At 71.7% G+C, this 24,862-nt stretch carries 23 protein-coding genes and 1 tRNA gene; 6 read left to right on the top strand and 18 right to left on the bottom strand.

Features of this window, described 5'->3' with window-relative positions; all coding sequences use genetic code 11:
- Positions 1 to 8: 8 nt before the first annotated feature.
- Genes BM109_RS23675 through BM109_RS23650 form a run of 6 tightly spaced genes read right to left on the bottom strand, consistent with a single transcriptional unit; the run spans position 9 to position 8,231 of the window.
- A complete protein-coding gene (locus BM109_RS23675; RefSeq protein ID WP_093348029.1) occupies positions 9 to 1,265 on the bottom strand; it encodes an alkyl sulfatase dimerization domain-containing protein in 1,257 nt (418 codons plus the stop codon).
- On the bottom strand, positions 1,262 to 2,599 hold the full coding sequence (locus BM109_RS23670; RefSeq protein ID WP_093348027.1) for a DUF1254 domain-containing protein: 1,338 nt from the start codon (positions 2,597 to 2,599) through the stop codon (positions 1,262 to 1,264). The genes BM109_RS23675 and BM109_RS23670 overlap by 4 nt, the downstream gene beginning before the upstream one ends.
- Before the next feature lie 4 nt (positions 2,600 to 2,603).
- Entirely contained in the window at positions 2,604 to 3,992 is a 1,389-nt protein-coding gene (locus BM109_RS23665) for a DUF1254 domain-containing protein (protein WP_093348024.1), read from the bottom strand.
- Between the two features lie 47 nt (positions 3,993 to 4,039).
- Complete coding sequence (locus BM109_RS23660) at positions 4,040 to 5,014, bottom strand: Bug family tripartite tricarboxylate transporter substrate binding protein (protein WP_093348019.1); 975 nt, start codon at positions 5,012 to 5,014, stop codon at positions 4,040 to 4,042.
- The gene (locus tag BM109_RS23655; RefSeq protein WP_093348015.1) at positions 5,011 to 7,146 is read right to left on the bottom strand and encodes an acetate--CoA ligase family protein; all 2,136 of its coding nucleotides are present in this window, start codon (positions 7,144 to 7,146) and stop codon (positions 5,011 to 5,013) included. Before BM109_RS23655 ends, BM109_RS23660 begins: the two co-directional genes overlap by 4 nt.
- A 20-nt stretch (positions 7,147 to 7,166) precedes the next feature.
- Positions 7,167 to 8,231: a porin gene (locus BM109_RS23650; RefSeq protein WP_093348013.1), complete on the bottom strand. Its 1,065-nt coding sequence runs from the start codon at positions 8,229 to 8,231 to the stop codon at positions 7,167 to 7,169.
- 270 nt (positions 8,232 to 8,501) lie between these two features.
- Here BM109_RS23650 and BM109_RS23645 point away from each other — a divergent pair, with 270 nt between their 5' ends.
- Entirely contained in the window at positions 8,502 to 9,116 is a 615-nt protein-coding gene (locus tag BM109_RS23645; protein ID WP_256222739.1) for a Crp/Fnr family transcriptional regulator, read from the top strand.
- A 1-nt stretch (position 9,117) separates the two neighbouring features.
- Here BM109_RS23645 and BM109_RS23640 read toward each other — a convergent pair whose 3' ends face one another.
- Genes BM109_RS23640 through BM109_RS23610 form a run of 7 tightly spaced genes read right to left on the bottom strand, consistent with a single transcriptional unit; the run spans position 9,118 to position 15,676 of the window.
- Positions 9,118 to 9,744: a YdeI/OmpD-associated family protein gene (locus tag BM109_RS23640; protein WP_093348389.1), complete on the bottom strand. Its 627-nt coding sequence runs from the start codon at positions 9,742 to 9,744 to the stop codon at positions 9,118 to 9,120.
- Positions 9,741 to 10,697 (bottom strand): phosphatidate cytidylyltransferase, encoded by a 957-nt coding sequence (locus tag BM109_RS23635; protein WP_093348006.1) that lies wholly within the window; start codon positions 10,695 to 10,697, stop codon positions 9,741 to 9,743. Before BM109_RS23635 ends, BM109_RS23640 begins: the two co-directional genes overlap by 4 nt.
- Positions 10,694 to 11,371 carry a lysophospholipid acyltransferase family protein gene (locus BM109_RS23630; protein ID WP_177239447.1) on the bottom strand — a complete coding sequence of 226 codons (678 nt, stop codon included), beginning with the start codon at positions 11,369 to 11,371 and terminating at the stop codon, positions 10,694 to 10,696. Before BM109_RS23630 ends, BM109_RS23635 begins: the two co-directional genes overlap by 4 nt.
- Positions 11,372 to 11,415: 44 nt before the next feature.
- On the bottom strand, positions 11,416 to 11,856 hold the full coding sequence (locus tag BM109_RS23625) for a hypothetical protein (protein WP_093347998.1): 441 nt from the start codon (positions 11,854 to 11,856) through the stop codon (positions 11,416 to 11,418).
- Complete coding sequence (locus BM109_RS23620; RefSeq protein WP_093347996.1) at positions 11,849 to 13,213, bottom strand: phosphatase PAP2/dual specificity phosphatase family protein; 1,365 nt, start codon at positions 13,211 to 13,213, stop codon at positions 11,849 to 11,851. The genes BM109_RS23625 and BM109_RS23620 overlap by 8 nt, the downstream gene beginning before the upstream one ends.
- A gap of 16 nt (positions 13,214 to 13,229) precedes the next feature.
- Complete coding sequence (locus BM109_RS23615) at positions 13,230 to 15,035, bottom strand: bifunctional alpha/beta hydrolase/class I SAM-dependent methyltransferase (RefSeq protein WP_256222738.1); 1,806 nt, start codon at positions 15,033 to 15,035, stop codon at positions 13,230 to 13,232.
- Complete coding sequence (locus tag BM109_RS23610; RefSeq protein WP_093347993.1) at positions 15,032 to 15,676, bottom strand: CDP-alcohol phosphatidyltransferase family protein; 645 nt, start codon at positions 15,674 to 15,676, stop codon at positions 15,032 to 15,034. The genes BM109_RS23615 and BM109_RS23610 overlap by 4 nt, the downstream gene beginning before the upstream one ends.
- A 170-nt stretch (positions 15,677 to 15,846) precedes the next feature.
- On the opposite strand from BM109_RS23610, the gene ruvB reads away from it, so the two are divergent.
- Positions 15,847 to 16,911 (top strand): Holliday junction branch migration DNA helicase RuvB, encoded by a 1,065-nt coding sequence (gene ruvB / locus BM109_RS23605; protein ID WP_093347991.1) that lies wholly within the window; start codon positions 15,847 to 15,849, stop codon positions 16,909 to 16,911.
- Positions 16,912 to 16,924: 13 nt separating this feature from the next.
- A complete protein-coding gene (dmeF, locus tag BM109_RS23600) occupies positions 16,925 to 17,887 on the top strand; it encodes a CDF family Co(II)/Ni(II) efflux transporter DmeF (RefSeq protein ID WP_093347988.1) in 963 nt (320 codons plus the stop codon).
- A gap of 21 nt (positions 17,888 to 17,908) precedes the next feature.
- Here dmeF and BM109_RS23595 read toward each other — a convergent pair whose 3' ends face one another.
- Positions 17,909 to 19,651, bottom strand: a complete 1,743-nt coding sequence (locus BM109_RS23595) for a lysoplasmalogenase family protein (RefSeq protein WP_093347986.1) — start codon at positions 19,649 to 19,651, stop codon at positions 17,909 to 17,911.
- 94 nt (positions 19,652 to 19,745) lie between these two features.
- Between BM109_RS23595 and BM109_RS23590 the strand changes: the two genes are divergently transcribed.
- Positions 19,746 to 20,615, top strand: a complete 870-nt coding sequence (locus tag BM109_RS23590) for a UDP-2,3-diacylglucosamine diphosphatase (protein ID WP_093347983.1) — start codon at positions 19,746 to 19,748, stop codon at positions 20,613 to 20,615.
- An 11-nt stretch (positions 20,616 to 20,626) separates the two neighbouring features.
- On the opposite strand, the gene BM109_RS23585 is transcribed toward BM109_RS23590, so the two are convergent.
- A complete protein-coding gene (locus BM109_RS23585; RefSeq protein WP_093348384.1) occupies positions 20,627 to 21,550 on the bottom strand; it encodes a LysR family transcriptional regulator in 924 nt (307 codons plus the stop codon).
- 137 nt (positions 21,551 to 21,687) lie between these two features.
- On the opposite strand from BM109_RS23585, the gene BM109_RS23580 reads away from it, so the two are divergent.
- Positions 21,688 to 22,389 carry an SDR family NAD(P)-dependent oxidoreductase gene (locus tag BM109_RS23580; protein WP_093347981.1) on the top strand — a complete coding sequence of 234 codons (702 nt, stop codon included), beginning with the start codon at positions 21,688 to 21,690 and terminating at the stop codon, positions 22,387 to 22,389.
- A 15-nt stretch (positions 22,390 to 22,404) separates the two neighbouring features.
- Here the strand turns inward: BM109_RS23580 and BM109_RS23575 are convergent, their stop codons facing one another.
- Entirely contained in the window at positions 22,405 to 22,620 is a 216-nt protein-coding gene (locus BM109_RS23575; protein ID WP_093347978.1) for a hypothetical protein, read from the bottom strand.
- A gap of 199 nt (positions 22,621 to 22,819) precedes the next feature.
- On the opposite strand from BM109_RS23575, the gene BM109_RS23570 reads away from it, so the two are divergent.
- Positions 22,820 to 23,050: a hypothetical protein gene (locus BM109_RS23570; RefSeq protein ID WP_093347975.1), complete on the top strand. Its 231-nt coding sequence runs from the start codon at positions 22,820 to 22,822 to the stop codon at positions 23,048 to 23,050.
- An 85-nt stretch (positions 23,051 to 23,135) separates the two neighbouring features.
- Here the strand turns inward: BM109_RS23570 and BM109_RS23565 are convergent.
- Positions 23,136 to 23,212, bottom strand: a tRNA-Met gene (locus BM109_RS23565).
- Between the two features lie 35 nt (positions 23,213 to 23,247).
- The gene (locus BM109_RS23560) at positions 23,248 to 24,840 is read right to left on the bottom strand and encodes a vWA domain-containing protein (protein WP_093347973.1); all 1,593 of its coding nucleotides are present in this window, start codon (positions 24,838 to 24,840) and stop codon (positions 23,248 to 23,250) included.
- Between the last annotated feature and the right edge of the window lie 22 nt (positions 24,841 to 24,862).

Raw genomic sequence — 24,862 nt, 5'->3', positions numbered from 1 at the left:
TCGGGAAGTCATTGGATACCGAAGCGCGCCTGCGTGCCCTGCTCGATCATGTCGGCGCTCACGCGGTAGAGGTTGCGCGACACGTAGCTGGGCACCTGCCGCGCACGCTGGCGCAGCCACTCGGCCTTGAGCGCGCGCGCCTCGACCAGCTCGGGCGCGTCGCCGCGCGCGGTGGCCAGCAGGTCGATCACGTGCAGCGCGAGCTGCCATTGCCCTTGCTGCGCCAGCGCGCGTGCCCGCGCGACCAGGCCGGCCTTGTCGGTGATGGCCTCGGCCACGGCCTGGCCGACGGCCTCGGGCGGCTCGGGATGCAGGCTGGTCGGGTTGCGGTCCCACCAGCCGTTCTCCGAGCGGTAGATGTCGCGCACGATGTAGGCCGGGTCGCCGTAGGTGGGCTTCATCCAGTCGACCGCGAACAGTTCGTCGGGGCAGCGGATGCGCGCCAGCAGCTCGCGCTCGTTGAGGCCCTCGTTCATCAGCCGCACCACCTCGGCGCGCAGCCAGCGCAGGGCGCGCGCCGTGTGCGTGAGCACGTGCCGTACCTGCTCCTCGCCCTCGAGCGTGGCGCCGAACTCGCGCACCGCCTTGCGCGCGCCGAGCGCGGCCAGCGCCTCGAGCGTGCCGGCCCAGCGCACCGTGTCGCGCAGGGTGCGAAAGGGCGTCCCGATGTTGGGGATCGAATCGATCAGCGCCGCGCCGCCGTAGAGCACGCGCTGCGCGGGGCTCCACAGCGCGATCGCGTCGTCGGTCTCCGAGGGCGCCCAGCGCAGCTCGACGGCGCGCTCGCCGTGGCCGATGGCCAGCCGCTCGTCGAAGGTCTCGGTCGGCGCATGCATCGACAGCCGCTGCGCGAAGAAGCCCGCGGGCCGGTTGAACTGGATCTCGGCCATGCGGTGCTGCAGCGCCTCGGTCTCGCGGTAGCGCGCGAGGCGCCGCGGCACGTTGCGGTGCGCGATCACGCGCGGCGGCGCGTCGCCGCGCCGTGCCGCATGGGCGAGCCACATCGGCACGCCGGCGTTGTAGCCCACATGGCCGTGGCTGTAGCACAGCGCATGCAGCGGCGCGTCGCTGAGTTCGCGCACCGCGTCGATCATGCCCTGCGTCACCGCGCCGCCCGGGCCGGCGTCGATCACCACCAGGCCGACATCGGTCTCGGCCACGAAGGACTGTCCCTGCCCGCGCAGGATGTGCAGGCCCGGCGCCACCGTCTCGGTGCCGCTGCCGACGATGAGGAAGGGCTTCTCCTGTTCCTGTGTGCTGCTCATGCGTCGTCTCCCAGTCGTTGAAGCGGCGGCAGCGCATAGCGGCCGTCGAGCATCTCCGCGCGCGGCACGTAGGCGCGCAGGCAGAGGTAGAAGGCGCCCGCGGGCGCGGGCAGCCAGTTCGCGCGCGCGGCCTGGTCCGCGGGCGCCGCATGCTGGATGCGCAGCGTGAGGCCGCCGTCGGCGTCGTGGCGCAGCGCCGGCGTGCGGTCGCCGATGGCGTAGCGGTCGATCGGGTTGTCGACCAGCATGCAGTCGCGGCTGTCGTACAGGGTGAGCGACCAGAAGGCCTCGACCGGCGGCAGCTCGCCGGGCCCGAAGCGCAAGGTGTAGCAGTGGCTGCCGTGCAGCGCGCGACCCGCGGCGTCGTGCCAGGCGAGCGGGTAGGTGGCCTCGCGGCTCTCGAGCATGCCGATGTACTTGAGCGCGACCAGCGCGCGCATCCGGTGGTCGTCGCCGAAGCTCGCTTCGACCGGCGGCATCGATACCCAGCCGCTGGCGGCCGCGCGGCCGGCTTCCGTGGCACGCAGCCGCGGCAGCACGCGGGCTATCGCGTCCTGCAGCCGGTCGCGCTGCGTGTCGTCGAGCGCGCCGGCATCGGGGTGCAGGCCGAGCGCCGCGTAACGCGCGAGCCGGTCGGCATCGCGCGCGGGCGGCGGGTTCTCGCGCAGCGCGCGCTGCACCTGGGCCGCGAAATGCCCGGCGTCCGGCGGCGCCTGCGGATCGCAGGCCGGATCGAAGGCCATCGGCCGGGGCGCCTTGCCGGCCTGCCAGTCGGCCAGCGTGCGCACCACGAAGCCGTCCTGAAGCGCATGCACCGCGGGCAGGTCGTGCGGCCCGTCGACCAGGATGCGGCCGATGACCCAGAGCCAGCGCGTGGGCGCCTCGATGCGCGTGCCGGGCGCGTCGAAGGCGGGCGGCAGCTCGCCGCGCCAGCCCGGCGGCACGAGCACGAAGGAACGCGCCGCCGTGCCCGTGAGCCGCTGGCCGATGTGGGCGAAGGGGTTGGTGTAGAAGTCGAGCAGGCCCAGCACGTAGTAGCGCCCCGCGGTGTCGGGCACGTCGATCACCAGCGGGCCCGCGCCGAGGTCGAGCCAGGCGTTGGTGTAGAGCGTGTCGTTGTTCGGCGTCACGACGCGGCTCCTGCCCGGGCCCAGCAGCTTGCGCGCATGGGTGAACACGTTGCACCAGCGTTGCGGTGCCGGTGCCTCGCCGGCGGTCTCGCAGCGTTGCGGCGAGGTGGCCGCGCGCATGCGGCACATCTCGTACAGCGGCCAGGCGTAGACCACGGCCTCCTCGGCCAGGGTGTCGGTCACGGCGTCGATCGTCGCGGCCATGGCGTCAGTCCTCCTGCGGCTGCAGGGCCGGGATGCGCCAGGCGCGCACGCCTTCGCGCGGGTGGTACATGCGCAGGATCAGGTAGAAGCGGCCGGCCGGCGCGGGCAGCCAGTTGGCGGCATCGGCGGGCCGTGCATGGCCCAGCACCAGTTCCAGGCTGCCGTCGGCGCCGCGCGCGAGGCCCTGCGTGCGGTCGCCGATCGCATGGCGGCCGATGGCGTTGGGATAGAGGAAGCGGTCGCTGTCGTAGAGCGTCACCGACCAGAAGGCGTCGGCCGGCGGCATGTCGTCGGCCTCGAAGCGCATCGCGTAGCGGCGCCGGCCATCGAGCGGCTCCAGCGTCGCGTCGTGGTGCGAGGCGGCGTACACGGCCTCGTTGGTGGCCAGCGCGCCCAGGCCCAGGTAGGCGGTGCGCGCGCGGCCGAGGAACTCGCTGCCGTAGCGGCCGGTGGCGGGCGTCATGGCCCAGGCCTTGGGCCGGTGGTGCCGGCCCACCGCGCCGACCACCCGCACGCCCTCGGCGAAACCTTCGACCAGGCCCTCGCGCAGCGGCGCGTCGAGCGTGTCCCACGCGAAGGCCGCATCGGGCCGCAGCCCGGCCTGGCCGAACCAGGCCACCAGCGCGCGGTCCTCGACGCGGCCCGGCGCCTCGGCGAGCGCCTGGCAGAGGTTGGCGAAGAAGCGCGGCGCGACCTGCGCGGCCGGCTCGCCGTTCTCGAAGGCGGCCGCCATGGCATCGACCGGTTCGCCGACCCAGCGCTCGATCGCCGCCGGGCGGCCGCGCGGCACCGTGCCGGGCGCGGGCGCGAGCCGGATCTCGGCCTGCAGCGCGCGCGCCGCGGGCCAGTCGGCCTCCTCGCCGACCAGGATGCGGCCGATCAGCCACACCAGGTCGGTCGGGCAGCGCACCACGCGGTGCGCGACCAGCGCCTCGGGCACCGTGCCGCCCGGTCCCACGAGCACCACGGTCTCGCCCGCGGGATCGCAGTTGCGCGGCCCGAGGTTCTCGAAGTTCTCGGTGTAGGCGTCGTACAGCGGCAGCACGAAGTAGCGCCCTGGATGGCGCGCGGCCGCGGGCACGCTCAGCAGCATCGGGCCGTCGGCGAGGTGGATCCAGGCGATGGTGTAGAGCAGGTCGTTGGCCGGCGTCACCACGTCGCGGTCCTCGTGGGTCGAGGGGCGCGGCGCATGGTGCAGCGTGTTGATCGGCGCGCGCACGTCCGAGCCGGCCGAGGTGCCGATCCGGCGTTCGGCGCGCGGCGCGGTCTGCAGCGCGCAGGTGCGATACGTCTCGGTCAGCGGATAGCCGTAGACGAAGGCGGCGAGGCCGATCGAGCGCGCGAGCGCCTGGCGCGCGGCGTCGACGGTGGCCTGGGAGGCGGGAGCATTCATGGGGACGGGACCTCTTGGCTGGTGGCGATGAAGGAAAGGGAAAGGAATCAGTCGAGCTTCACGCCCGTGGCCTGCGTGAGCCGCAGCGTCACGGGCAGGAAGGCGCGGTAGGCGGCGCTGGCCTCGGCCGGCAGGTTGCCCACGGGTTCGGCGCCGAGTTCCTCGATGCGGCGCGCGACCTCGGGCTGGTGCACCACCGCGGCGACCTCGCGCCCGAGCCGCTCGACCACCGCGTCGGGCGTCTTCGCGGGCGCCATCAGCGAGGTCGGCCCGGTCAGCGCGTAGACCTCGTCGGCGAAGCCCTGCTCGGCGAAGGTCGGCACCTCGGGCAGCGCCTTGGCGCGGCGCGGCCCGGCGACCGCGAGCGCGCGCAGCTTGCCGGCCGCGATGTAGGGCTGCAGCGTGGCGATCGAGCCCACGGTCAGCTGGATCACGCCGCCGATCAGGTCGATCGCCATCGGGCTCTCGCCCTTGTAGGGCACGTGCAGCGTGCGCAGGCCGTAGGCGCGGTCCATGTAGACCTGGATCTGGTGCGGCTGCGTGCCCGGGCCCCAGGAGCCCATCGCGTACTTGCCGGGCGCGGCCTTCAGCACCGCGATCAGGCCGGCAAAATCCTTCGCCGGCACCGAGGGATGCACCGCGAGCACGGTGCGCGTGGTGGCGATGTCCGAGACCATGCGCAGGTCGGTGCGCGGGTCGTAGGGCAGCTTGCCGTAGAGCACGATGTTGGCCGTGACCGGGCCCGGCACCGTCAGCAGCAGCGTGTGGCCGTCGGGCGCGCTCTTGGCCACGTAGTCGGTGCCGATGATCCCGCCCGCGCCGCTGCGGTTCTCGACCACCACGGGCTGGCCCAGCCGCTTCGACAGCCCCTCGGCGACCAGGCGCGCGAGGATGTCGGAGGAGCCGCCGGCCTGGTACTGCACGACGATGCGCAGCGGCTTCGACGGGAATTCGGCGCGGGCGCCGGCGGCCGCGAAGGCCGCGAGCGCGCACAGCAGCAGGCGTCGCTTCGATGGCGTCATGCGATGGCTCCTTCCGCCGGCGATGGGTCGCGGCCCACGATCAGCGCATCGACCGCCACGCAGCCGCCCTCGGTATTCGGCCGCGCGATCAGCGGATTGATCTCGGCGCTCGCCAGCGAGTCGCCGGCGCGCAGCGCGAAGTCGGCGAGCGCGCACAGCGCATCGGCGATCGACGCGAGGTCGACCGGCGCCTGGCCGCGCGCGCCGTCGAGGATCGCGAAGGCGCGCAGCTCGCGCACCATCGCCAGCGTGTCCTCGCGCGTGACCGGCAGCACGCGCAGCGCCACGTCGCGCAGGGTCTCGACGTGGATGCCGCCGAGGCCGAACATCAGCACTGGCCCGAACACCGGGTCGCGGTGCACGCCCGCGATGCATTCGACGCCGCCGCTCGCCATGCGCGCCACCAGCGCGCCGTCGAGCCGCGCGTCGGGCCGCGCGCTCAGCGCATGGTCGCGCGTGCGCTCGAAGGCCGCGCGCGCCTGCGCCGCGCCGCGCAGGCCGAGCGCCACGCCGCCGACGTCCGACTTGTGCGGGATGTCGGCGCTCACGATCTTCAGCGCCACCGCGCCGCCAAAGGCCTCGGCTGCCGCCGCGGCCTCGTCGGCGCTGTACGCCACGCGGTGCGCGACCACCGGCACGCCGGCCTCGGCGAGCAGCGCGAGCGCCGCGGGCTCGTTCATCGCGCCGGGCGTGAGCGCGATCGGACCGCCGACGGGTCGCGCATCGGCCTCGGGCAGGGCGCCGCCCTTCAATCCCGCGAGCGCGGCGATGGTGCGGATGCCGTCCGACGGGTCGGCGAACACCAGGCAGCGCAGGTCTTCGAGTTCGGCGCGGCGTTCGGGCGAGAGCAGCGTGCTGATCGCGAGCAGCGTGTCGGGATAGGCCGCGCGCAGCGACGCCACCAGCGCGCGCAGCGTGGGCCAGAACGCGTCCGACGCGCCCGCGGCCGCGAGGAAGCCCAGCCACGAGGCGAAGCCGCGGTCGTCGAGCATGAGGCGCGCGCTGCGTTCGAGCAGGCTCATGTCGTTGGTCACCTGGCCCGTGATGTCGACCGGGTTGCGCGGCGCCGCGAACGGCACCCAGTCGCGCAGCGTGGCCTGCGCGGCCTCGCCGAGCGGCTGCACGTCGAGGCCCTGCGCCGAGGCGTCGTCGGCCATCAGCGCGCCCACGCCGCCCGACAGCGTGAACAGCCCGATCGAGCGGTCGCGCGGCCGGCCGGCCACGGCGGCGCTGTGCGCCAGGTCGAAGAACTCGCCGAGGCTGCGCGCGCGCAGCACGCCGTAGCGGCGGAACACCGCGTCGTACACCGCGTCGTCGCCCGCGAGCGCCGCGGTGTGCGAGGCCGCCGCCTGCGCGCCCAGCGCGGTGCGGCCGACCTTGACCATCACCACGGGCTTGCCCGCGGTCTGCGCGAGCGCCAGCGCGGCGCGCAGCCGGGGACCGTCGCGGCAGCCTTCCATGTAGCCCATGATCACGTCGGTGGCCGGGTCCTGCGCGAGCCAGGCCAGGCAGTCGGCGAACTGCAGGTCGGCCTCGTTGCCGGTGGTGGCCCACAGCGACAGGCCGACGCCGCGCTCGCGCGCCATCGCGTAGGCGTAGGCACCGAAGGCGCCCGACTGGCTCACCAGCCCGATGCGCCCCGGCGCCACGCGGCCCACGCCGGGCGCGGGCGAGAAGGTGGCGTAGACCTTGTGCGCGATGTTCATGAAGCCCAGGCAGTTGGGTCCGATGAGCCGCAGGCCTGCCGCGCGGGCCCTGGCGCCGAGCCGCGCCTGCGCGGCCGTGCCTTCGGCGCCGGTCTCGGCGAAGCCCGAGGAGAACAGCACCACGCCCTTGACCTTCGCTTCGATCGCGTCGTCGAGCGCCGCATCGACCAGCGCGGCCGGCACCGAGAGGATCGCGAGGTCCACCGGCTGGCCGATGGCGCGCAGGCTGGGCCAGGCCCGCAGGTCCTGGATGCGCTCGGCGTTCGGGTTGACCGGGTAGAGCGCGCCGTCGAAGCCGAAGCGGCGCTGGTAGTCGACCGGGATGCCGCCGATCTTCTGCGGGTTGGAGGAGGCGCCGACCACCGCGATGGAACGCGGCGCGAACAGGGCCGACAGGGATTCGGTCTGGGAGCTGAAGAAATCCATGGAAGAGGCGACGAGGGGTTTCAGAAGTTGTGGCGGATGCCGGTCGCGAGCACGCGCACGCCGTTGCCGCTGTCGGGCGCGACCGCGACCGTGGCGAGCGTGGCCGAGGCGCCATGCCGGTTGAGCAGCCGCAGCCAGCGCGCGTAGAGCACGGTGCGCTTGCTCAGGTAGTAGTCGTAGCCCAGGGTCCAGGCCAGCTGCGAACGCTCGCTCGCGTCCACCTTGCGCTGCATGGCCTCGAACATCAGGTTCGAGGCCGGCGTGATGTTGTAGGTGAGGCCGAGGCTCGCGAGCTTCGCGCTCGGCACGCCGGGCAGGCTCGAGCTGTTGCGCACGTAGTTGGCGTAGAGCTGCAGCCCGATCGCCTCCCAGTCGTAGGCCGCGCTCAGCGCCTGGTAGGTGCTGGTGCTCGGCTCGGCCACGGGCGCGGCGGCCGAACCCGAGCGCGCGCGCTGGAAGGCATAGCCCACGTAGTAGGGCTTGTGCCCCCAGCTGAGGCTGCCGCCGTAGAGCGTGCCGCTGCGGTGGTTCGCGGCGCTGGCCTCGCCGGGCGCATAGACGATGTCGGCGTAGAAGTCGGCGATGGCCGGCGTGCGGTAGCGCACCATGTTGCTGGCGCGCGCCGCGAAGGGCAGCAGGCCGGGCTGCGCGTCGTTGGCGGCCACCAGGTTGATCGGCGAGAACACCGAGTTCACGCCATAGGGATCGGCCTTGAACAGCGTGTAGAACATCGGCGTGTACATGCGGCCCGCGTCGACCTGGCCCCAGGGCGTCGACAGGCCGACGAAGGACTGGCGCGTGAACGCGATCTCGGGTCCGGCCAGCGTGCCCTTGCCGGTGTCGGGCGCGAAGCCGGCCTCGAGCGTGAAGTGCGCATCGAACCCGCCGCCCAGGTCCTCCGCGCCGCGAAAGCCGAGGCGCGACGCGGTCTGGCCGCCGTCCTCGAGCCGCGTCGAGGAGTTCGGTCCCGACTTCGCATGGGCCAGGTAGAGATCGGCGGTGCCGAAGATCGTCACGCTGCCCTGTGCGAGCGCGAGCGAGGAGGAGGCCGCGAGCGCGAGGCCCGCGGCGGCTGTCTTCTTCATGTCGTGTTGTCTCCGGTGGGGCTCGCCGCCCGTCGAGGGCGGCTGCCGCTTGCGTGCTTGTCGGTGTCCGGTGCTTACGATAGAAACGACCGCCCCCCGAATCTGTCAAAGCGTTGACAGATTCCCGAACATCGCCGCAGGGAGAACCCGCTGACCCGACCGCGCAAGACCACCGAACGAGAGGCCGAGGAGAACGCCGCGCTGCTCGAGCGCGCACTGCGCTGGAACGAGCTGTTCTCGCGCTGGCCCGATGCGCGCCGCGCCGAGCTCATGAAGTCGGCGCGGCTCGAGCGCTACGGCCGCCGCACGCAGGTGCTCGCGCACGACCGCCATCGGCGCGAGCTGCTGGTGGTGGTGTCGGGCTGCCTCGAGATCAGCAGCATGAGCCCGAACGGCCGCAAGTACGTGAACGCGCTGCTCGGCCCCGGGCAGGTGGCGCCGCTGGTGCGCCTGCTCGAGGAGGTGCCGCTGGCCTACGACTACCACGCGCACGAGGACTCGGTGATCGTGCACCTGCCGAGCGACGCGGTGCTGGCCGTGCTCGATGCCGAGCCGCTGCTGTGGCGCGACGTGGCCAAGCTCGGCCTGCAGCGCCAGCGGCTGAGCATCGTGCTGCTGCAGAACCAGATGCTCAACTCGATCCACGGCCGGGTGGCGGCCGCGCTGATGAACCTGGTGCACTTCTACAGCGGGCAGGGCGAGGACGGCGCGCCACCGCTGGTGCGGTTGTCGCAGACCGACCTCGCGGCCATGCTCGGGCTGTCGCGCCAGACCGTCAACAAGGAGCTGGGGCGGCTGGTGGAGGAGGGCGCGATCGACATGCGCTACAAGCGCATCCGCATCGTCGACGCCGAACGGCTCGCGCGCATCGCGGCCGGGACCTGAATCAGGGGTGGATCTTCTCGCCCTTGGCGAGCATCTCGACGAACTGCGCGATGCGCCGCGCGCGGGTCTCGGGCTTCTTCGCGCTCTGGGTGCGGAACAGCACCGCGAAGCGGTTGCGCGCATCGAGCGCGGCGAAGAACTTCGCGGCCTTCCTGTTGGCGTCGAGCGCGGCCCGCAGGTCGGGCGGCACGGTCGCCACGCGCGAGGCCTCGTAGGCGGCCTCCCAGCGGCCGTCGGCCTTGGCGCGTTCGACCTCGACCAGGCCGCCCGGCTGCATGCGGCCTTCCTCGATCAGCTGCAGCGCCTTGGCGCGGTTGATCTGCGACCAGGTGCTGCGCTTCGTGCGCGGCGTGTAGCGCTGCAGGAAATGCGTGTCGCTGTCGCTCTTGCGCTGGCCGTCGATCCAGCCATGGCACAGCGCGAGATCGAGCGCCTGCGCGGTATCGACCGAGGCGATGCCGCTGGCCTTCTTCGCGAGCCGCAGCCAGACGCCGGCATGGCTCGCGTGGTGGCGCTCGTACCAGCGCGCGAGCGCGGCGGCGTCGGCGCACTCGAGCGGCGTGTCGTCGACGATGCGCTCGGCCGTGGCGGCCGCCTTCTTCGCCGGGGCCTTCTTCGCCGCCGTCACGGCACCCACCAGTAGCGCAGCGCGTGGAAGAAGATCGGCGCCGCGAAGATCACCGAGTCGAGCCGGTCGAGCATGCCGCCATGGCCCTCGATCATCGACCCCCAGTCCTTCACGCCGCGGTCGCGCTTGATGGCCGACATCACGAGGCCGCCGAAGAAGCCCATCAGGCAGATGGTCAGCGACATCAGCGCGGCCTGCCAGGGGTTGAAGGGCGTGGCCCACGACAGCGCGGCGCCCAGCGCGGTGGCGCTCGCGATGCCGCCGATCAGGCCCTCCCAGGTCTTCGAGGGCGAGAGCTCGGGCGCCACCTTGCGCTTGCCGAACAGCTTGCCCCAGATGTACTGCAGCACGTCGCTGCCCTGCACCACGATCACGAGGAAGGCGATCAGCAGCAGGTTGCGGCCCTCGAAGCCCGGGATCTGCAGGGTGAGCAGCGCCGGCACGTGGCTGATGCAGAATACGCAGATCATCAGGCCCCACTGGATCTTCGAGGTGCGCTCGAGGAAGCGCTGCGTGTCGCCGCCCACGGCCGCGAGGATCGGCAGCACCAGGAAGGCATAGACCGGGATAAAGATCGAATAGAGGCCGTACCAGTCGATCCAGACCAGGAAGTACTGCACCGGCAGGCCGATGTAGAAGGCGGCCGCGATCGCGTGGTGGTCGCCGCGCCGGGTGTAGGCCAGGCTGATGAATTCGCGCAGCGCGTAGAACGAGATCAGGTAGAACAGCACGATCACGCCGCCCTTGCCGAAGGCGAAGGCGAGCCCGATCGCCGCCACCATCACCCACCAGGCATTGACGCGCGCATTGAGGTTGTCGATCACCGAGTGCGGCTGGCCGTGCGCCACGCGCCACTTGAGCACGGCGCCGATGCCCGAGGCCAGCAGCAGCACGCCGAGCACGCCGCCGAACAGTTGCAAGGTGGTCTGCGCGAAAGGCGAGAGCTCGATCATGCGGCGCTCCCGGAGGCCGGCTTCGGCTGCTCGTCGAGGCGGTCGTATTCGGGCCGCAGGTCGAGCATGGCGCTGCGCGCGCGTGCGAGGAAGCTCAGCTTGTCCTCGCCCTCGGCCAGCACGATCGGCGTGCCGAAGCGCACCGTGCAGGCCAGCGGGATCGGCACCAGCGTGCCCTTGGGCAGCACGCGCTTGAGGTTCTCGATCCACACCGGCACCAGCCGCACGTTGGGGCAGGCGCGCGCGAGGTGGAACAGCCCGCTCTTGAGCGGCAGCAGGATCTCGTCGCCGGTGTTGCGCGTGCCCTCGGGGAACATGATCAGCGAGTCGCCGGCCTCGAGCGCGGCCTTCATCTGCTCGACCGGGTTGTCGCCCTGGCCCGAGCCGTCGCGCCGGATCATCAGCGCGTTGAACACGTCGGCGCCGATGAACTGGCGCAGCTTCGAGGCCATCCAGTAGTCCAGCCCCGCCACCGGCCGCGTGAGCGCGCGCAGGTCGGGTGGCAGCGTGGCCCACAGCAGCACGAAGTCGCCATGGCTGGTGTGGTTGGCGAAGTAGAGCGTCTGCTCGGCCTTGGGGCTGGTGCCCGACCAGATGGCGCGCACACCGGTCAAAAGGCCCGCGGCGCCAATGATCAGCTTGCCCGCGACCACGGCGAGCGCGCGGCGCACGATGCTGCTGTCGGGGCGCTTTTCTTCTGGGGGAGGAGAGACGTCGTTCAAGTGAGATCCTGTGTCATGAGGGCGAGCAGGAACATCGCGCTCTGGCAGGCGACCACGATGGCGTGGCGCTGCAGCAGCTGGCGGGTGCCCTGCGCGCGGTCGGCCAGCGGCCGCGCGGCGGAAGAAGCGTCGTCGGCGCGCAGCCCGAGCCGCGCCAGTGCCTGGTCGAGCGCTTCGAGCGAGGCGATGGTGCCGCGCGCGAGGTCGTCGAACAGCGCCTGGTCGAGCCGCAGCCGGAACGCGAAATAGCGCTCGAGCACGCCGAGGATGGCGACGGCGCCGAAGGCCATGCTCGGCGTGGTGGGCAGCGAGCGCAAGGTGAGCGCGAGCACGAGTGCCGCGATCGCGCTGAGCGCGAAACCCCAGAGGGCCAGCACGCCGGCCGCGCGCAGCAGGCCGGCGAGCGCGGCGCAGGTGGCGCGGTCGGTGTCATTCATGGGGCGCTGCTCCGGTGGTGACGGTGGGAGCGCCGAGCGGCGCGAGCGCGGCGAACCAGGCCGGCCGCAGCACGATCTGCGGCCGCGCGCGGCGCACCGCGGCTTCGGCCGTCGCCAGCCCGTCGGCGGCGCTCGCCACGCCGTGCGTGCCGAGCCAGGCGATGGTCGCGGCCGCGCTGCGCGAGAAGCCGAGCGCGCAGCAGACCCAGACCGGGCCGCCGCGCGCGGCGCGCCGCTGGCCCTCGATCACCGCGGCCGCGCGCCGCAGCCGCTGCGAGGGCGGCACCACGAGGTCGAGCAGCGGCACGCAGCGCGCGCCGGCGGCATCGCTTGGCACCTGCAGCTCGGCGCTGAGGCTCACCAGCCGTGGCCGGCCCGCTGCCTGCCATTCGGCCGGCGTGGGCAGGCGGCCGAGCCAGAGCCCGGGCACCACCTCGGCCGCGGGCGGCAATCCGCGCGTCCACAGCCGTGCGTTGAGCGCCGCGCCGAGCCGGTAGGGCGCGAACAGCCAGCGCGCGGCCCAGCCCATGCGGCCCTGGCCGTCCATCTGGAAGCCGCGCGCGCCGAAGCCCGCGTAGTTGAGCGCCACCAGCGCCAGCGAGGCCGCGGGCCAGGCCAGCCACAGCGCCCAGCCGCCACCCCACAGCGCGAGCGCGAGGCAGGCCAGAGCGCCCAGTGCATAGCAGGCCGCGAGCTTCCAGCGCTGCGGATCGCGCGCGAGCCGCCAGGCGCGCGGCAGCGAGACCGTACGCTGCAGCGGCCACAGCCAGATGCAGACCAGGCCCAGCAGCGCGCCGGTCGGGATGTCGATGAAATGGTGCTGCCAGGTGGTCAGCACCGAGGCGCAGATCGCGAAGGCCCACAGGTGCAGCACGAGGCGCGCCCAGCGCGGCCGGATGAACTGCCGATACCAGTCCCACAGGATCACCGCCAGCGCGATGTGCAGCGAGGGCGCCTGGTTGTAGGGCTGGTCGAAGCCGCGCAGCGCCGCGAACAGGAAGGCCGGCGCGCCCTCGACCGCGGGCTGGCCGAAGCTGAAGTGCAGCGGCCAGATCACGAAGCAGCTGCAGGCGATCAGCGTGGCGCTGACCAGCCGCGCGCCGTGGCGGTCGAGCGTGTGGCGGTCGCGCGCGAGGAACAGCGACAGCGCGTAGAAGACGTTGATGGTCCAGTAGGGAAAGATGGTCCAGGGCCAGAACGGCACCTGGCGTTCCCACGCGAAGGCCATCGAGGGCACCTGCGCGCGCGTGGTGGCCCACCAGTTGGCGAGGCCGTAGGTCAGGTAGAACAGCGGCCCCAGCAGCACCAGCCAGCCGGCGGCACGCTTCCAGGGTCTTGCCGCGAACCAGGCGCGCATGGCGTTGCGGGCCCGCTCAGTGCTCGGTGCGCCGGGCCAGCGAGACGGTGAAGATGCCCCACTCGTCGCTGCGCTGGTCGATCTTGCGGAAGCCCGCCTCCTCCACCAGCTGGTCCATCTCCACCTGCGTGCGGCGGCGCATCACCCAGGCCTCGCCCTGGCGGTGGCTGGTGAGCGCGCGCGCGATCATCTCGAGCTGCGGATGCCAGGGCTGGCCGGTGTAGACCAGGTAGCCGCCGTCCTCCACCGCGTCGCCCACGCCCGCGAGCGAGCGCCGCACCATCTCGTTGTCGGGGAACAGCTCGTACAGCCCCGACACCACCGCCAGCGTGGGCCGCGGCGTGACGCTCGCGAGGCTCATGCGGTCGAAGGCGTCGGCCTGCACGAACTGGGCGACGTCCTCCAGGCCCTTCTCGGCGATCAGCGCGCGGCCGTCGCGCACGTTGATCTCGCTGTAGTCGCGCAGCAGGATCGAGCTGGCCTTGACCGGGCTCGCGAGCACCGCGTCGAGCACGTAGCGGCCATGGCCGGCCGCGATGTCCATCAGCCGCACCTCGCGGTGCATCTCGGCCAGCCGCTCCATCGCGATGCGCAGCAGCTCCTCGACGTGGATCTTGCGCTGCCGGATGCCGCGCCAGCCGATGGCCTCGAGGTAGTTGCGGTCGATGGCGCGGCCCAGCGCGCCCTTGCCCTGCGCGACGTTGCGGTAGACGTAGTCGAGCGTGCTGCCCGAGTCGAAGCCGGTGTCGTGGCCCAGCTTCACGCCCTCGGACAGCCCGCCGCCGAAGCGCAGCCCGGCGCGCGTGAGCGACCAGTAGAGGCCGCGCGGCGACAGCGCCGGCAGCGGCGCGGCCAGCGCGCGCGATTCCTCGGCGGTCTCGCCCTCGAGGTGGGCGCCGCGGCGGTCGACCGGCGCGGGCGCCTCGTCGAACAGGCGCAGCACGAATTCGCGGATGGCCTGCACCGCGGGTGCGCGGTCCTTCTCGCCCAGCGTGTCGTGGAAGAAGCCCGACAGCACCGTCTTGGTCTTGACCGCGCTGCCCAGCCGCTCGAAGAACTGGTGCTGCGGCTTGTGGTGGACCACCCAGTCGGCGCCCGAGATCAGGAGCTGCACCGGCAAGGTGATCGCGTTCGCGTCGGCCACCACGCGGTCGGCCGCCTCGTACAGGCCCAGCAGGATGTTGACCGCGATCGGCCGCGTGATCAGCGGGTCGCTCTCGTAGCTCGCGATGCGCGCGGGGTCGTGCGTGAGGAACTTGGCCTTCACGTAGCTGTTGACGAAGAACAGGCCGCGCAGCTTGTGCATCAGCGCCAGGCCCGGCCGCGCGAACGGCACGTAGAGCTTGACCTTGAAGGCCGGCGAGGCCAGCGTGAGGCCGCGCACCTTGGGCGCGTAGTCGTGGGCCCAGGTCGCGACCAGCACCGCGCCCACGCTCTGCGCGATCACGTGGATGTCGTGCTCGGCCACGCCGTGCGCGCCGACGATGTGCTGCACGAAGGTCTGCACGTCGCGCACCGAGGTGCCGAAGCTGGGGCTGTAGCCGCGCTGGCCCGGCGAGCGGCCGTGGCCGCGCGCGTCCCAGGCGAAGACGTCGAAATCGGGCAGGTCGAGCTCGTCGACCAGGTGCGCCATGCGCGCGCCGTGCTCGTGGCCGCGGTGGAACAGCACGATGGCACCGCGCCGCGCGGGGCCGGTGGCCGGCCAGTGGCGGTAGAACAGCGATTCGCCGTCGTGGGTGCGGAACTGGCGCTCGGCCAGCGGCCGTTGCGTGAGGGGAGACGGCGAGGCGCCGGAGTAGGTGTCGGTGGTGTTGTCGTTCATTGAATCCCTGTTGTTTGTTTTGGTGTGGTGCCGTCCGCGGCCTCGGCTTCGGCGAGCGCGCGGCGCACGCGGTTGACCACGGTCCAGGCCACCAGCAGCGCCAGCAGCGGCATCAGCACCGCGGTCCAGCCCGGCAGCGGGCCGCCGAGCGCCACGTAGAGGCCGAGTGCGCCGAACACGAAGGCGCGGTCGCTCTTGCCGAGCGGCCCATCGTAGCGGCGCGAGGCACCGACCGTGGGGCCGAGCGCGCCGGCGAATTCGCTGAGGCCGGCCAGCACGATCACGGTGCCGACCCATAACGGGCTGAAGGGCTGCACCAGCACGAAGGGCAGGTACAGCGCGGCATCGGAGACCACGTCGGTGAGTTCGTTGAGGAAGGCGCCGAGCCGGCTTTGCTGGTGGTGCTCGCGCGCCAGCATGCCGTCGATGGCATTGAAGGCCATGCGCAGGAACATCCAGGCCGGGATCAGTCCGAAGGCCGCGAGCGAGGGCGCGGCCAGGTAGAGCCACAGCCCGAGGGCCACCGAGACCACGCAGGCGCTCAGCGTGACCTGGTTGGCGGTGACGCCCCGTGCATGCAGTCCGACCACGAGCGGCCGAAGCAGGGCCTGGAAACGCGGCTTCAGTTCGTAGATCGACACTGTCGTGATCCCCTCTTCATTCTGGTCGGGGCATTCTGCCAGTGCAGGCGAGCGCTCCTGTAGGCGCAGGTCCCGCCTGCAAAAGCCCGCGAAAGGCCCTCGTGGCGCCGGGGCCGCGGGCCGTCCGCGGCGGCGATGCAGCCACTAAACTCGCCGCACCCCCCGCGCCCATGACCATCCAGACCGACGACTTCGCCCCCGCCCCGCAACGCGTGGTGTCCGCCGCGCCCGCCTCGCCCAACGAGGAGGCGATCGAACGGGCCCTGCGCCCCAAGCTGCTCGACGAGTACGTCGGCCAGGCCAAGGTGCGCGAGCAGCTCGAGATCTTCATCGGCGCCGCGCGCAAGCGCCGCGAGGCGCTCGACCACGTGCTGCTGTTCGGCCCGCCGGGCCTGGGCAAGACCACGCTGTCGCACATCATCGCGGCCGAGCTCGGCGTGAACCTGCGCCAGACCTCGGGCCCGGTGCTCGAGAAGCCCAAGGACCTGGCGGCGCTGCTGACCAACCTCGAGCCCAACGACGTGCTGTTCATCGACGAGATCCACCGGCTCAGTCCGGTGGTCGAGGAAATCCTCTACCCGGCGCTCGAGGACTACCAGATCGACATCATGATCGGCGAGGGCCCGGCCGCGCGCAGCATCAAGCTCGACCTGCAGCCCTTCACGCTGGTGGGCGCGACCACGCGCGCGGGCATGCTCACCAATCCGCTGCGCGACCGCTTCGGCATCGTCGCGCGGCTGGAGTTCTACACGCCCGAGGAGCTCGCTCTGATCGTGCGCCGCAGCGCCGGCCTGCTCAAGGTCGAGACCGACGAGACCGGCGGCTTCGAGATCGCGCGCCGCTCGCGCGGCACGCCGCGCATCGCCAACCGGCTGCTGCGCCGCGTGCGCGACTACGCCGAGGTCAAGGGCGACGGCCGCATCACCGAGGAGATCGCGCACAAGGCGCTGGCCATGCTCGACGTCGACCCGCAGGGCTTCGACCTGATGGACCGCAAGCTGCTCGAGGCCGTGGTGCACCGCTTCGACGGCGGCCCGGTGGGACTCGACAACGTCGCGGCCAGCATCGGCGAGGAGCGCGACACCATCGAGGACGTGATCGAGCCCTACCTGATCCAGCAGGGCTACCTGCAGCGCACGCCGCGCGGGCGCATCGCCACGCTGGCCGCCTACCGCCACCTCGGCGTGACGCCGCCGGCCAGCCGCGCCGAGGGCCAGGACCTGTTCGGCAGCTGAGAGACTCTTCACCATGCACACCCATGACCTGAGCGCGTGGCAGCACGAGCACCACTTCGGCAGCGACAACGAACGCGCCGAGCGCAGCACGCGGCTCGTGATGTGGATCACCGCCGCGATGATGGCGATCGAGATCGGCGCCGGCTGGTGGTTCAACTCGATGGCGCTGCTGGCCGACGGCTGGCACATGAGCTCGCATGCGCTGGCCATCGGCCTCAGCGCCTTCGCCTATGCGGCCGCGCGGCGCTATGCGCGCGACCCGCGCTTCGCCTTCGGCACCTGGAAGATCGAGGTGCTCGGCGGCTTCGCGAGCGCGCTGGTGCTCCTGGGCATCGCGGCTCTGATGGTGGTGGGCTCGCTCGAGCGGCTGTGGTCGCCGTCGGCGATCCACTATCCCGAGGCGATCTCGGTGGCGGTGCTGGGACTGGTGGTCAACCTGGTCTGCGCGCGGCTGCTGGGCGGGGCGCACCACCACCATGGCCACGACCACGGGCATGCGCACGACCACGACCATCACCATGCGCACGGCGAGCATGGCCACGACCTGAACCTGCGCTCGGCCTACATCCATGTCGTGGCCGATGCCGCGACCTCGGTGCTCGCGATCGCGGCGCTGCTGGGCGGGTGGTTCTACGGCTGGGCCTGGCTCGACCCGGCGATGGGCATCGTCGGCGCGGTGCTGGTCGCGGTCTGGGCCAAGGGGCTGCTGAAGGAAACCGGCAAGGTGCTGCTCGACCGCGAGATGGACCACCCGGTGGCCGAGGAGATCCGCGAGGGCATCGAGGCCGGCCTGGCCGATTCGCTCACGCGCGTGGCCGACCTGCACGTGTGGCGCGTGGGCCGCGAGGCTTATGCTTGCGCGCTCACGGTGGTGACCCATTCGCCCACGCTGACGGCCGACCAGGTACGCGCCTGCTTTTCGATGCACGAGGAGATCCGGCATTCGACGGTCGAGATCCAGCGCTGCCACGACTGACGCGACCGCTGGCGCACGGCGTCAGCCCGGCGGCCGCGCGTGCCGCACGATCAGCGTCTGCGCCACGTAGTAGGTCGCGAGCACCCACAGCTGCGCCAGCGGCAGCGGCGCCACGAAGCGGTTGGTCGCGAGCAGCGCGTCGCTCAGCATGAAGCAGCAGGCGCCCGCCGCCACCCAGCCCGCGCCCCATCCAGCCGTTGTGTCGCGCAGCACGAAGGCCCGGCCCAGCGCCTGGGCCGCCATGCAGGCGATCACCAGCACGTAGAGCGCGACCGGGATGCGCAGCGCGGCCGGCAAGCCGCCCTGCCACAGGAAGGCGTACATCGCCGCGCCGATCGCCAGCGTGACCGCCAGCGCCGCGGGCCGCGGGAAGAAGCCGACGCCGATGCGGAACACGCCGATGTAGGCCAGGTGCGCGAGCAGGAAGCACACGAGGCCGGGCACGAACAGCGAGGCCGGGCCCATCAGCAGCACGTCGCCCGCGAGCGAGCCGACCAGGCCCGCGACCAGCAGCAGGTCGAAGCGCGTCATGCCGCCGGGCCGCGCCAGCGCGCGCCGCGTGGCGATGAAGACCGCGATGGCGAGCGCCAGCGGCTTGGTCGCGTGGTGCAGCCAGGGCAGGCCGAGCGCGGCGCTCGCGGTCGCCAGCGCCGCGGCTTCCACCAGCAGGGCCTCGGCGATCGAGAGCCGCCCCTGCAGCACGCCGCCGATGGCCCACAGCGCGGCGGTGAGCGCGGCCAGCCACACGCTCGAGCGCGAGAGCGGCATGCCGTCGGAGAACCAGAGGAACACCGCCACGGCCGCGAGCAGCAGCAGGAACTGCACGCCCGCGAACCACTGCACGCCGCGGCCCACTTCGGGCTCGTAGCGCCGCACCTGCGCGATGTCGAAGGCCGGCTTCGGAAAGCGCGCCGCCACGTCGGCCGGCCGCCAGCCCGGCGACTTGAGCCACACGCGCAGCTTGTCGCCCCAGCTGCGCGCATGCCACGAATCCTTGGCCAGGCCCCAGTAGACCTCGGCGTTGGCCCACAGCGGGTCCCAGCTCGCGAGCGGGCTGCGCGTGCCGTAGACGCAGCGCTCGTCCTCTTCCTTGAAGCTGCCGAACAGCCGGTCCCACACGATCAGGATGCCGCCGTAGTTGCGGTCGAGGTAGCGGTCGTTGACCGCGTGGTGCACGCGGTGGTTCGAGGGCGAGCAGAACCAGCGGTCGAACCAGCCGAGCCTGCCGACCTGCTCGGTGTGAACCCAGAACTGATAGAGCAGGTCGACCAGCGAGACCACGGCGAACACCAGCGGCGGCACGCCCGCGGCCGCCATCGGCATATAGAAGATCCAGCCCAGCAGCGCGCCGCTCGAGGTCTGGCGCAGCGCGGTCGACAGGTTGTAGTGCTGGCTCTGGTGGTGCACCACGTGCGCGGCCCACAGCACGGCCGACTCGTGGCCCATGCGGTGCAGCCAGTAGTAGCAGAAGTCGTAGAACACCAGCGCCAGCAGCCAGCCGTACCAGGTGGTCCAGAAGTCGGTGTCGGGGAACAGCGCCACGGCCGAGTACACCGCGGTGTAGATGCCGATGCGCAGCAGCCCGGTGAGCACCGCGCTGATCTGGCTCAGCATGCCCAGGCCGATGCTGTTGACCGCGTCGGCGAGGCGGTAGGTGTCCTGCCCCGTGCCGCGGCGCGCGCGCACGCGGCCGACCGCGAACTCGATCGCGATCAGCAGGAAGAAGACGGGGGTCGCGAGGACGATGATCTGGCCAGGACGCATCGCGCGATTGTGGGCCGCGCGCGCGTGGGGACGTCATCGGGATGTCACGCACTTGCCATGGCCAGGTCACGCAAGACAGCCAACCTATCGGTCCATGCAACGCGACGATGCTTTTCTGCGCGCATGGCGCGACACCGATGCCCGCCCCCCCGAGGCGGAGGACGAGGACGTTTCGCGGCCGATGCAGCGGTTTCGAACGCTGTGGATCTCCGACCTGCACCTCGGAACGCCAGGCTGCCAGGCGCGGGCGTTGCTCGATTTCCTCAAGCACACCGAGTGCGAGACCCTGTTCCTGGTCGGCGACATCATCGACGGCTGGCAGCTCAAGCGGCACTGGTACTGGCCGCAGGCGCACAACGACGTGATCCAGAAGCTGCTGCGCAAGGCGCGCAAGGGCACGCGCGTGATCTTCATCCCGGGCAACCACGACGAGTTCGCGCGCAAGTACCTGAACCACAACTTCGGCGGCATCGACGTCGCCGAGGAATGGATCCACGAGACCGCCGACGGCCGCAAGCTCTGGATCATCCACGGCGACCTGTTCGACGGCGTGATCCAGTGCGCCAAGTGGCTGGCCTACGTGGGCGACTCGCTCTACGAATTCACGCTCAAACTCAACCGCCACCTCAACTCGCTGCGCGCGCGGCTGGGGCTGCCGTACTGGTCGCTGTCGAAGTACCTCAAGGGCAAGGTCAAGCGCGCCGTGAGCTATGTCGGCGACTTCGAGAACGCCGTGGCGCGCGAGGCCCGCAACCGCGGCGCGCAGGGCGTGGTCTGCGGCCACATCCACCATGCCGAGATGCGCGACATCGACGGCATCCTCTACTGCAACGACGGCGACTGGGTCGAGAGCCTCACGGCGCTGGCCGAGCATGCGGACGGGCGGCTCGAGATCATCGAGTGGTCGGCGCACATGCCGGTGCCGTCGAAGGTCGCGCCGGCGCGCGAGGCCGTGGCGGCCTGAGACCGTCCCGTTCAGGGATAGGCGGCTTCGCACAGCGCCAGCACCTCGCCGCGCAGCCAGCGGTGCGAGGCATCCTGGTCGAGCCGCGGATGCCAGATCGCCGAGACGTTGAAGGGCGGTGTCGGCACGGGCAGCTCGAAGTGCCGCAGGCCCAGGGCCGCGGCATGGCCGGGCGTGAACCGATTGCCGAGGCAGGAGTGCGGGATGACGGCCAGCAGGTCCGACCGCCGCGCGACCTGCATCGCGTGGGTGTAGGCCGGCACCACCATCGCCACCTGCCGTGACAGGCTTCGCGCGGCCAGCGCTTCGTCGACCGGGTGGTCCATCTCGCCGGCGCGCGAGGCCACCACGTGGCCGCAGGCCGCATAGCGTTCGGCGCCGATCTCCGTCTCGTCGAGCAGCGGATGGCCGCTGCGGCACACGCCCACGTAGCGGTCGCGGAACAGCCGGCGCGTGCGCAGTTCGGGCGCCGTGGTCCTGAGGGTGCCGATCTCCAGGTCGATCCCGCCCTCGCGCAGCGGCCGGGCGTCCCAGTCGGGCTTGGGCGCGAAGCGCAGCCGCACCTGTGGCGCGGCCTGCCGGATCCGCGCCAGCAAGGGCGCGGCGAGCAGGTCGATGAAGCCCTCGCCGGCGCGCAGCGTGAAGCACTGGTCGAGCGTGGCGATCTGCAGCGCATGGTCGGCCGGGGCCAGCGCGGCCTGCGCCTCGCGCGCCAGCGCCGGGATGCGTTCGCGCAACTGCATCGCATAGGGCGTGAGCACCAGGCCGCGGCCGGCCTGCAGCAAGAGCCGGTCGCCCGTGGCCTCGCGCAGGCGCGTGAGCGTGCGGCTCATGGCGGACACGCTGAGCTCGAGCCGGCGCGCGGCGCCGGTCACGCTGCCCTCGGTCAGCAGGGCATCGAGGGCGGGCAGCAGGTTGAGGTCGACGCGGGGCATGGCGCCAGCATAGGGCAGGAGCGGCCAGGCATGGCGTTCGGTGCAATCGTTGGTTGCAGACAAGGTGTCTGGTGCAAGGAAGAGGGTGTCCCCAGAATTCGTGGCATCGCAGTCCCCAAGAAAAAGGAGCACGCCTCATGTCCCATCCGCAACACAGCATCCTCATCGTCGGCGCCTCGCGCGGCCTCGGCCATGCCATCGCGGCCGAATTCCTGAAGAAAGGCTGGAAGGTCATGGGCACGGTCCGCGGAACGGCCCGCACCCTGCTGCACGACCTGGCCGACGCGCATCCCGGCCGCGTGGAGATCGAGTCGCTCGACATCACGCACCCCGGGCAGATCCAGGCCCTGCGCGAACGGCTGGCGGGGCATCTGTTCGACATCCTGTTCGTCAATGCCGGCACCACCAACCCCGATCCGACCCAGACCATCGGCGAGGTCTCGACCGAGGACTTCGTGAACCTCATGGTCGCCAATGCGCTGAGCCCGATGCGGGTGGTGGAAAGCCTCGCGGGCAACGTCCCGCCGGACGGCCTGATCGGCGTCATGTCGTCGGGGCAGGGCAGCATCGCCGACAACGAGACGGGCCAGCGCGAGGTCTATCGCGGCAGCAAGGCGGCGCTGAACCAGTTGCTGCGCAGCTTCGCCGCGCGCCAGGTCGGAACGCCGCGTGCCCTGCTGGCGATGGCGCCCGGCTGGGTGCGCACCGAACTCGGCGGACCCGAGGGCCGGCTGACGATCGAGCAGAGCGTGCCGAGCCTGGTCGAAGTGATGCTCGCGAAGCGCGGGCGGCCCGGGCTCGAGTACCTGGACTACCGGGGGCGCACGGTGGCGTGGTGAGGCGGTGCGCCGCGCTCAGGGTGGGGCGGCACCCTCGCTGAGGTGTCGACGTCCCAGCGGCGTGATGGCAAAGATCACCGCCGGGCGGGCGTCCGGCCGCTCCGGGTTCGGCAACTGCGCCTTGATCATCCCGGCGGCTTCCAGAACGATCGCGCTGCGGACGTCTTTTTCGTCGGCGATGACCAGCGGGAACGAGGCGTCTTCGATGCGGCGAAGAAAGTCCATGGGCATTTCACGTCTCCAGGGCTGCTGCGCGCACCTGCCGCGCAGACTGGACGCTCGAAAAGAGACTCGAGCGTCACGAAACAGACTTTACGTCTTGATGGCATTCACACCGTGACTTTTGTCACATTGGAGCGCAATAATAAGGGTTCACCATTAATACTCAGGTATCAACACAATGTCGGTTTTTACCTGCTGTCAATGCAGCGTGACCCATCTGAACCGGATCGAGCGCAGCACCTGGATGCGCTTCTTTCCCTGGCTGCGCGCCTACCAGTGCAGCAACTGTCGCAAGGTGCAGCTGCTGTCGCCGCGCGCGGTCAATGAGGCGCTGGCGGCCCATGCGTCGAGGGCCGCGCGCCACCCGGGGGCTCGGCCGGGCGAGCGCAAGGCTCCCGTGCTCAACGATGTGCCCAAGCGCAGTCCCGATGTGAACTGATGTGCAGACCAGTCGCTGGTGCAAGCCAGCGGCAGGACCAAAGAAAAAGCCCGCTGTCCGATGGACAGCGGGCTTCTCTTTTGTGTGGTGGCTCTTCACGGACTCGAACCGCGGACCTGTGGATTATGATTCCATCGCTCTAACCGACTGAGCTAAAGAGCCGAGCCCGCGATTATAGCCCAGGCTTTTGGCACAGTTCAACCACCGCGCGAAGCTTGTGCGCCGGGCAGCTTGCCGAGTTCCTCGGACACCAGCCGCACCACCAGCTTGTCGAGCGTCTGCACCGAGTAGTTGCCCACGTCGTGCACGGTCTGCGTGCCCGGGCCGCTCGCGGGATCGGCGGCGTTCCGGTAGGTCAGGAACACGAAGCGCCCGCCGGTGTATTGCGCGATCTGGCGCTGGATGTATTCGCCCTGCTTGTCGAGTCCCGAGGCGCCCACGCTCAGCACCTTGATGCCCTTGCCGAGCGCGGCGGCCATGCTGTCGTCGTACTGCGGACCGGGGTAGTCCAAGTGCGGCGGCGCGTCGGCCAGCAACATGACGAGCCGCGTGGTGTCGTCGCCGCGCCAGCTCAGGCGCTGCACCGTCTCGTGCAGGGCCTCGTTCATCGCCTCGGGATAGTCGCCGCCGCCCGCGGCCTGCAGCGCGTCGAGCACGCCCTGGAAGGCATCGAGGTCGTTGGTGAAGTCGTGCCGGCGCACCACGAACTCGTCGCTGAGGTCGCGGTAGGCGACGAGGCCGAAGCAGGTGTCGGGACGGCTCGGCAGGCGCGCGACCTGGTCGGCGATGTCGCGCAGCGTGCTGCGCAGGCGGGCGATCTCGTCGCCCATCGAGCCGGTGGCGTCGATCAGGAACACCAGGTCGAGCTGCGCGCGCGCGGGGCGGGCGCCGGGGCGCTCGAGCACCACGTCGACCGCGTTCTTCTGGCCACGGCGCAGGAACGAGGTCGCCTGGCGGCCGTTCTTGCGCACCGTCACTTCATAGACCGGGCTCGGCTCGGCATCGAAGGCCTTGGGATGCAGCCAGGCGCGCCCGCCCGCATCGGTGCGGGCCCACATCGCGGCGCCGTTCGCGGCCTGCACGGCGACCTCGGCATCGGGCACGACGCTGCCCTGCGCATCGCGCACCTGCAGCAGGTAGCGCTCGCTGATGTCGCGCTCGCGGTGCGCGACCTGGGTGCGGTTGCGGAAGGCCAGGTATTCGCCGAAGTCGGCGTTGTCGTCGACCATGCCGGCGGTGACGGGCTCGCTCGCGGGACGCTGGGCGACGGCGGCCGCGATGGGGGCCGGGACCGGCGCCGCGGCCGATTCCACGACCGCCGAGCGCGCCATCTTCGCGCTGGCGCGGGCTTCGGCCATGGGGGCGGCGCTGGGTGCCGGGGCCATCGGCGCCGCCATCGACGCGAGGGGCGGGGTAGGCATGGCCGGCGGTGCCATGCCCGGCGCGACGGGCGCGGGCATCGCGTGGGGCGCGCCGACGGCGGCCAGGGCGGACCGGTGCCGCGCGCTCCCGCCGCTGCCCGGGGTCTCGCTGGTCCGGATCGGGCGCGCGCAATGCTTGGCCGACGGCGCCTCGAAGTTCGGCATCGCCGGCTCGATCCTGCGCGCGGGCGTGGCGGTGTCGGTGGTCTGCACCGCCGGCGCGGGCCAGCGCGTGGCCGTGGCGGCGACGGCGGCATCGTTGCGGCCCGCTGCCTGCGGCTCGGTGGCGCCGCAGGCGCTCAGGACCAGGGAAGCGCACAGCAGCGCGACGAGCGGACGGCGAGGGCGAAAGGCCGGTGACGGGATCATGGAACGGCTCCGTGAAGTGAAT

It is taken from the genome of Variovorax sp. PDC80, from assembly GCF_900115375.1.
Lineage (GTDB): Bacteria > Pseudomonadota > Gammaproteobacteria > Burkholderiales > Burkholderiaceae_C > Variovorax.
The sequence above is the reverse complement of the archived record's forward strand: the minus strand, read 5'-3'. Positions and strand labels throughout refer to the sequence as shown.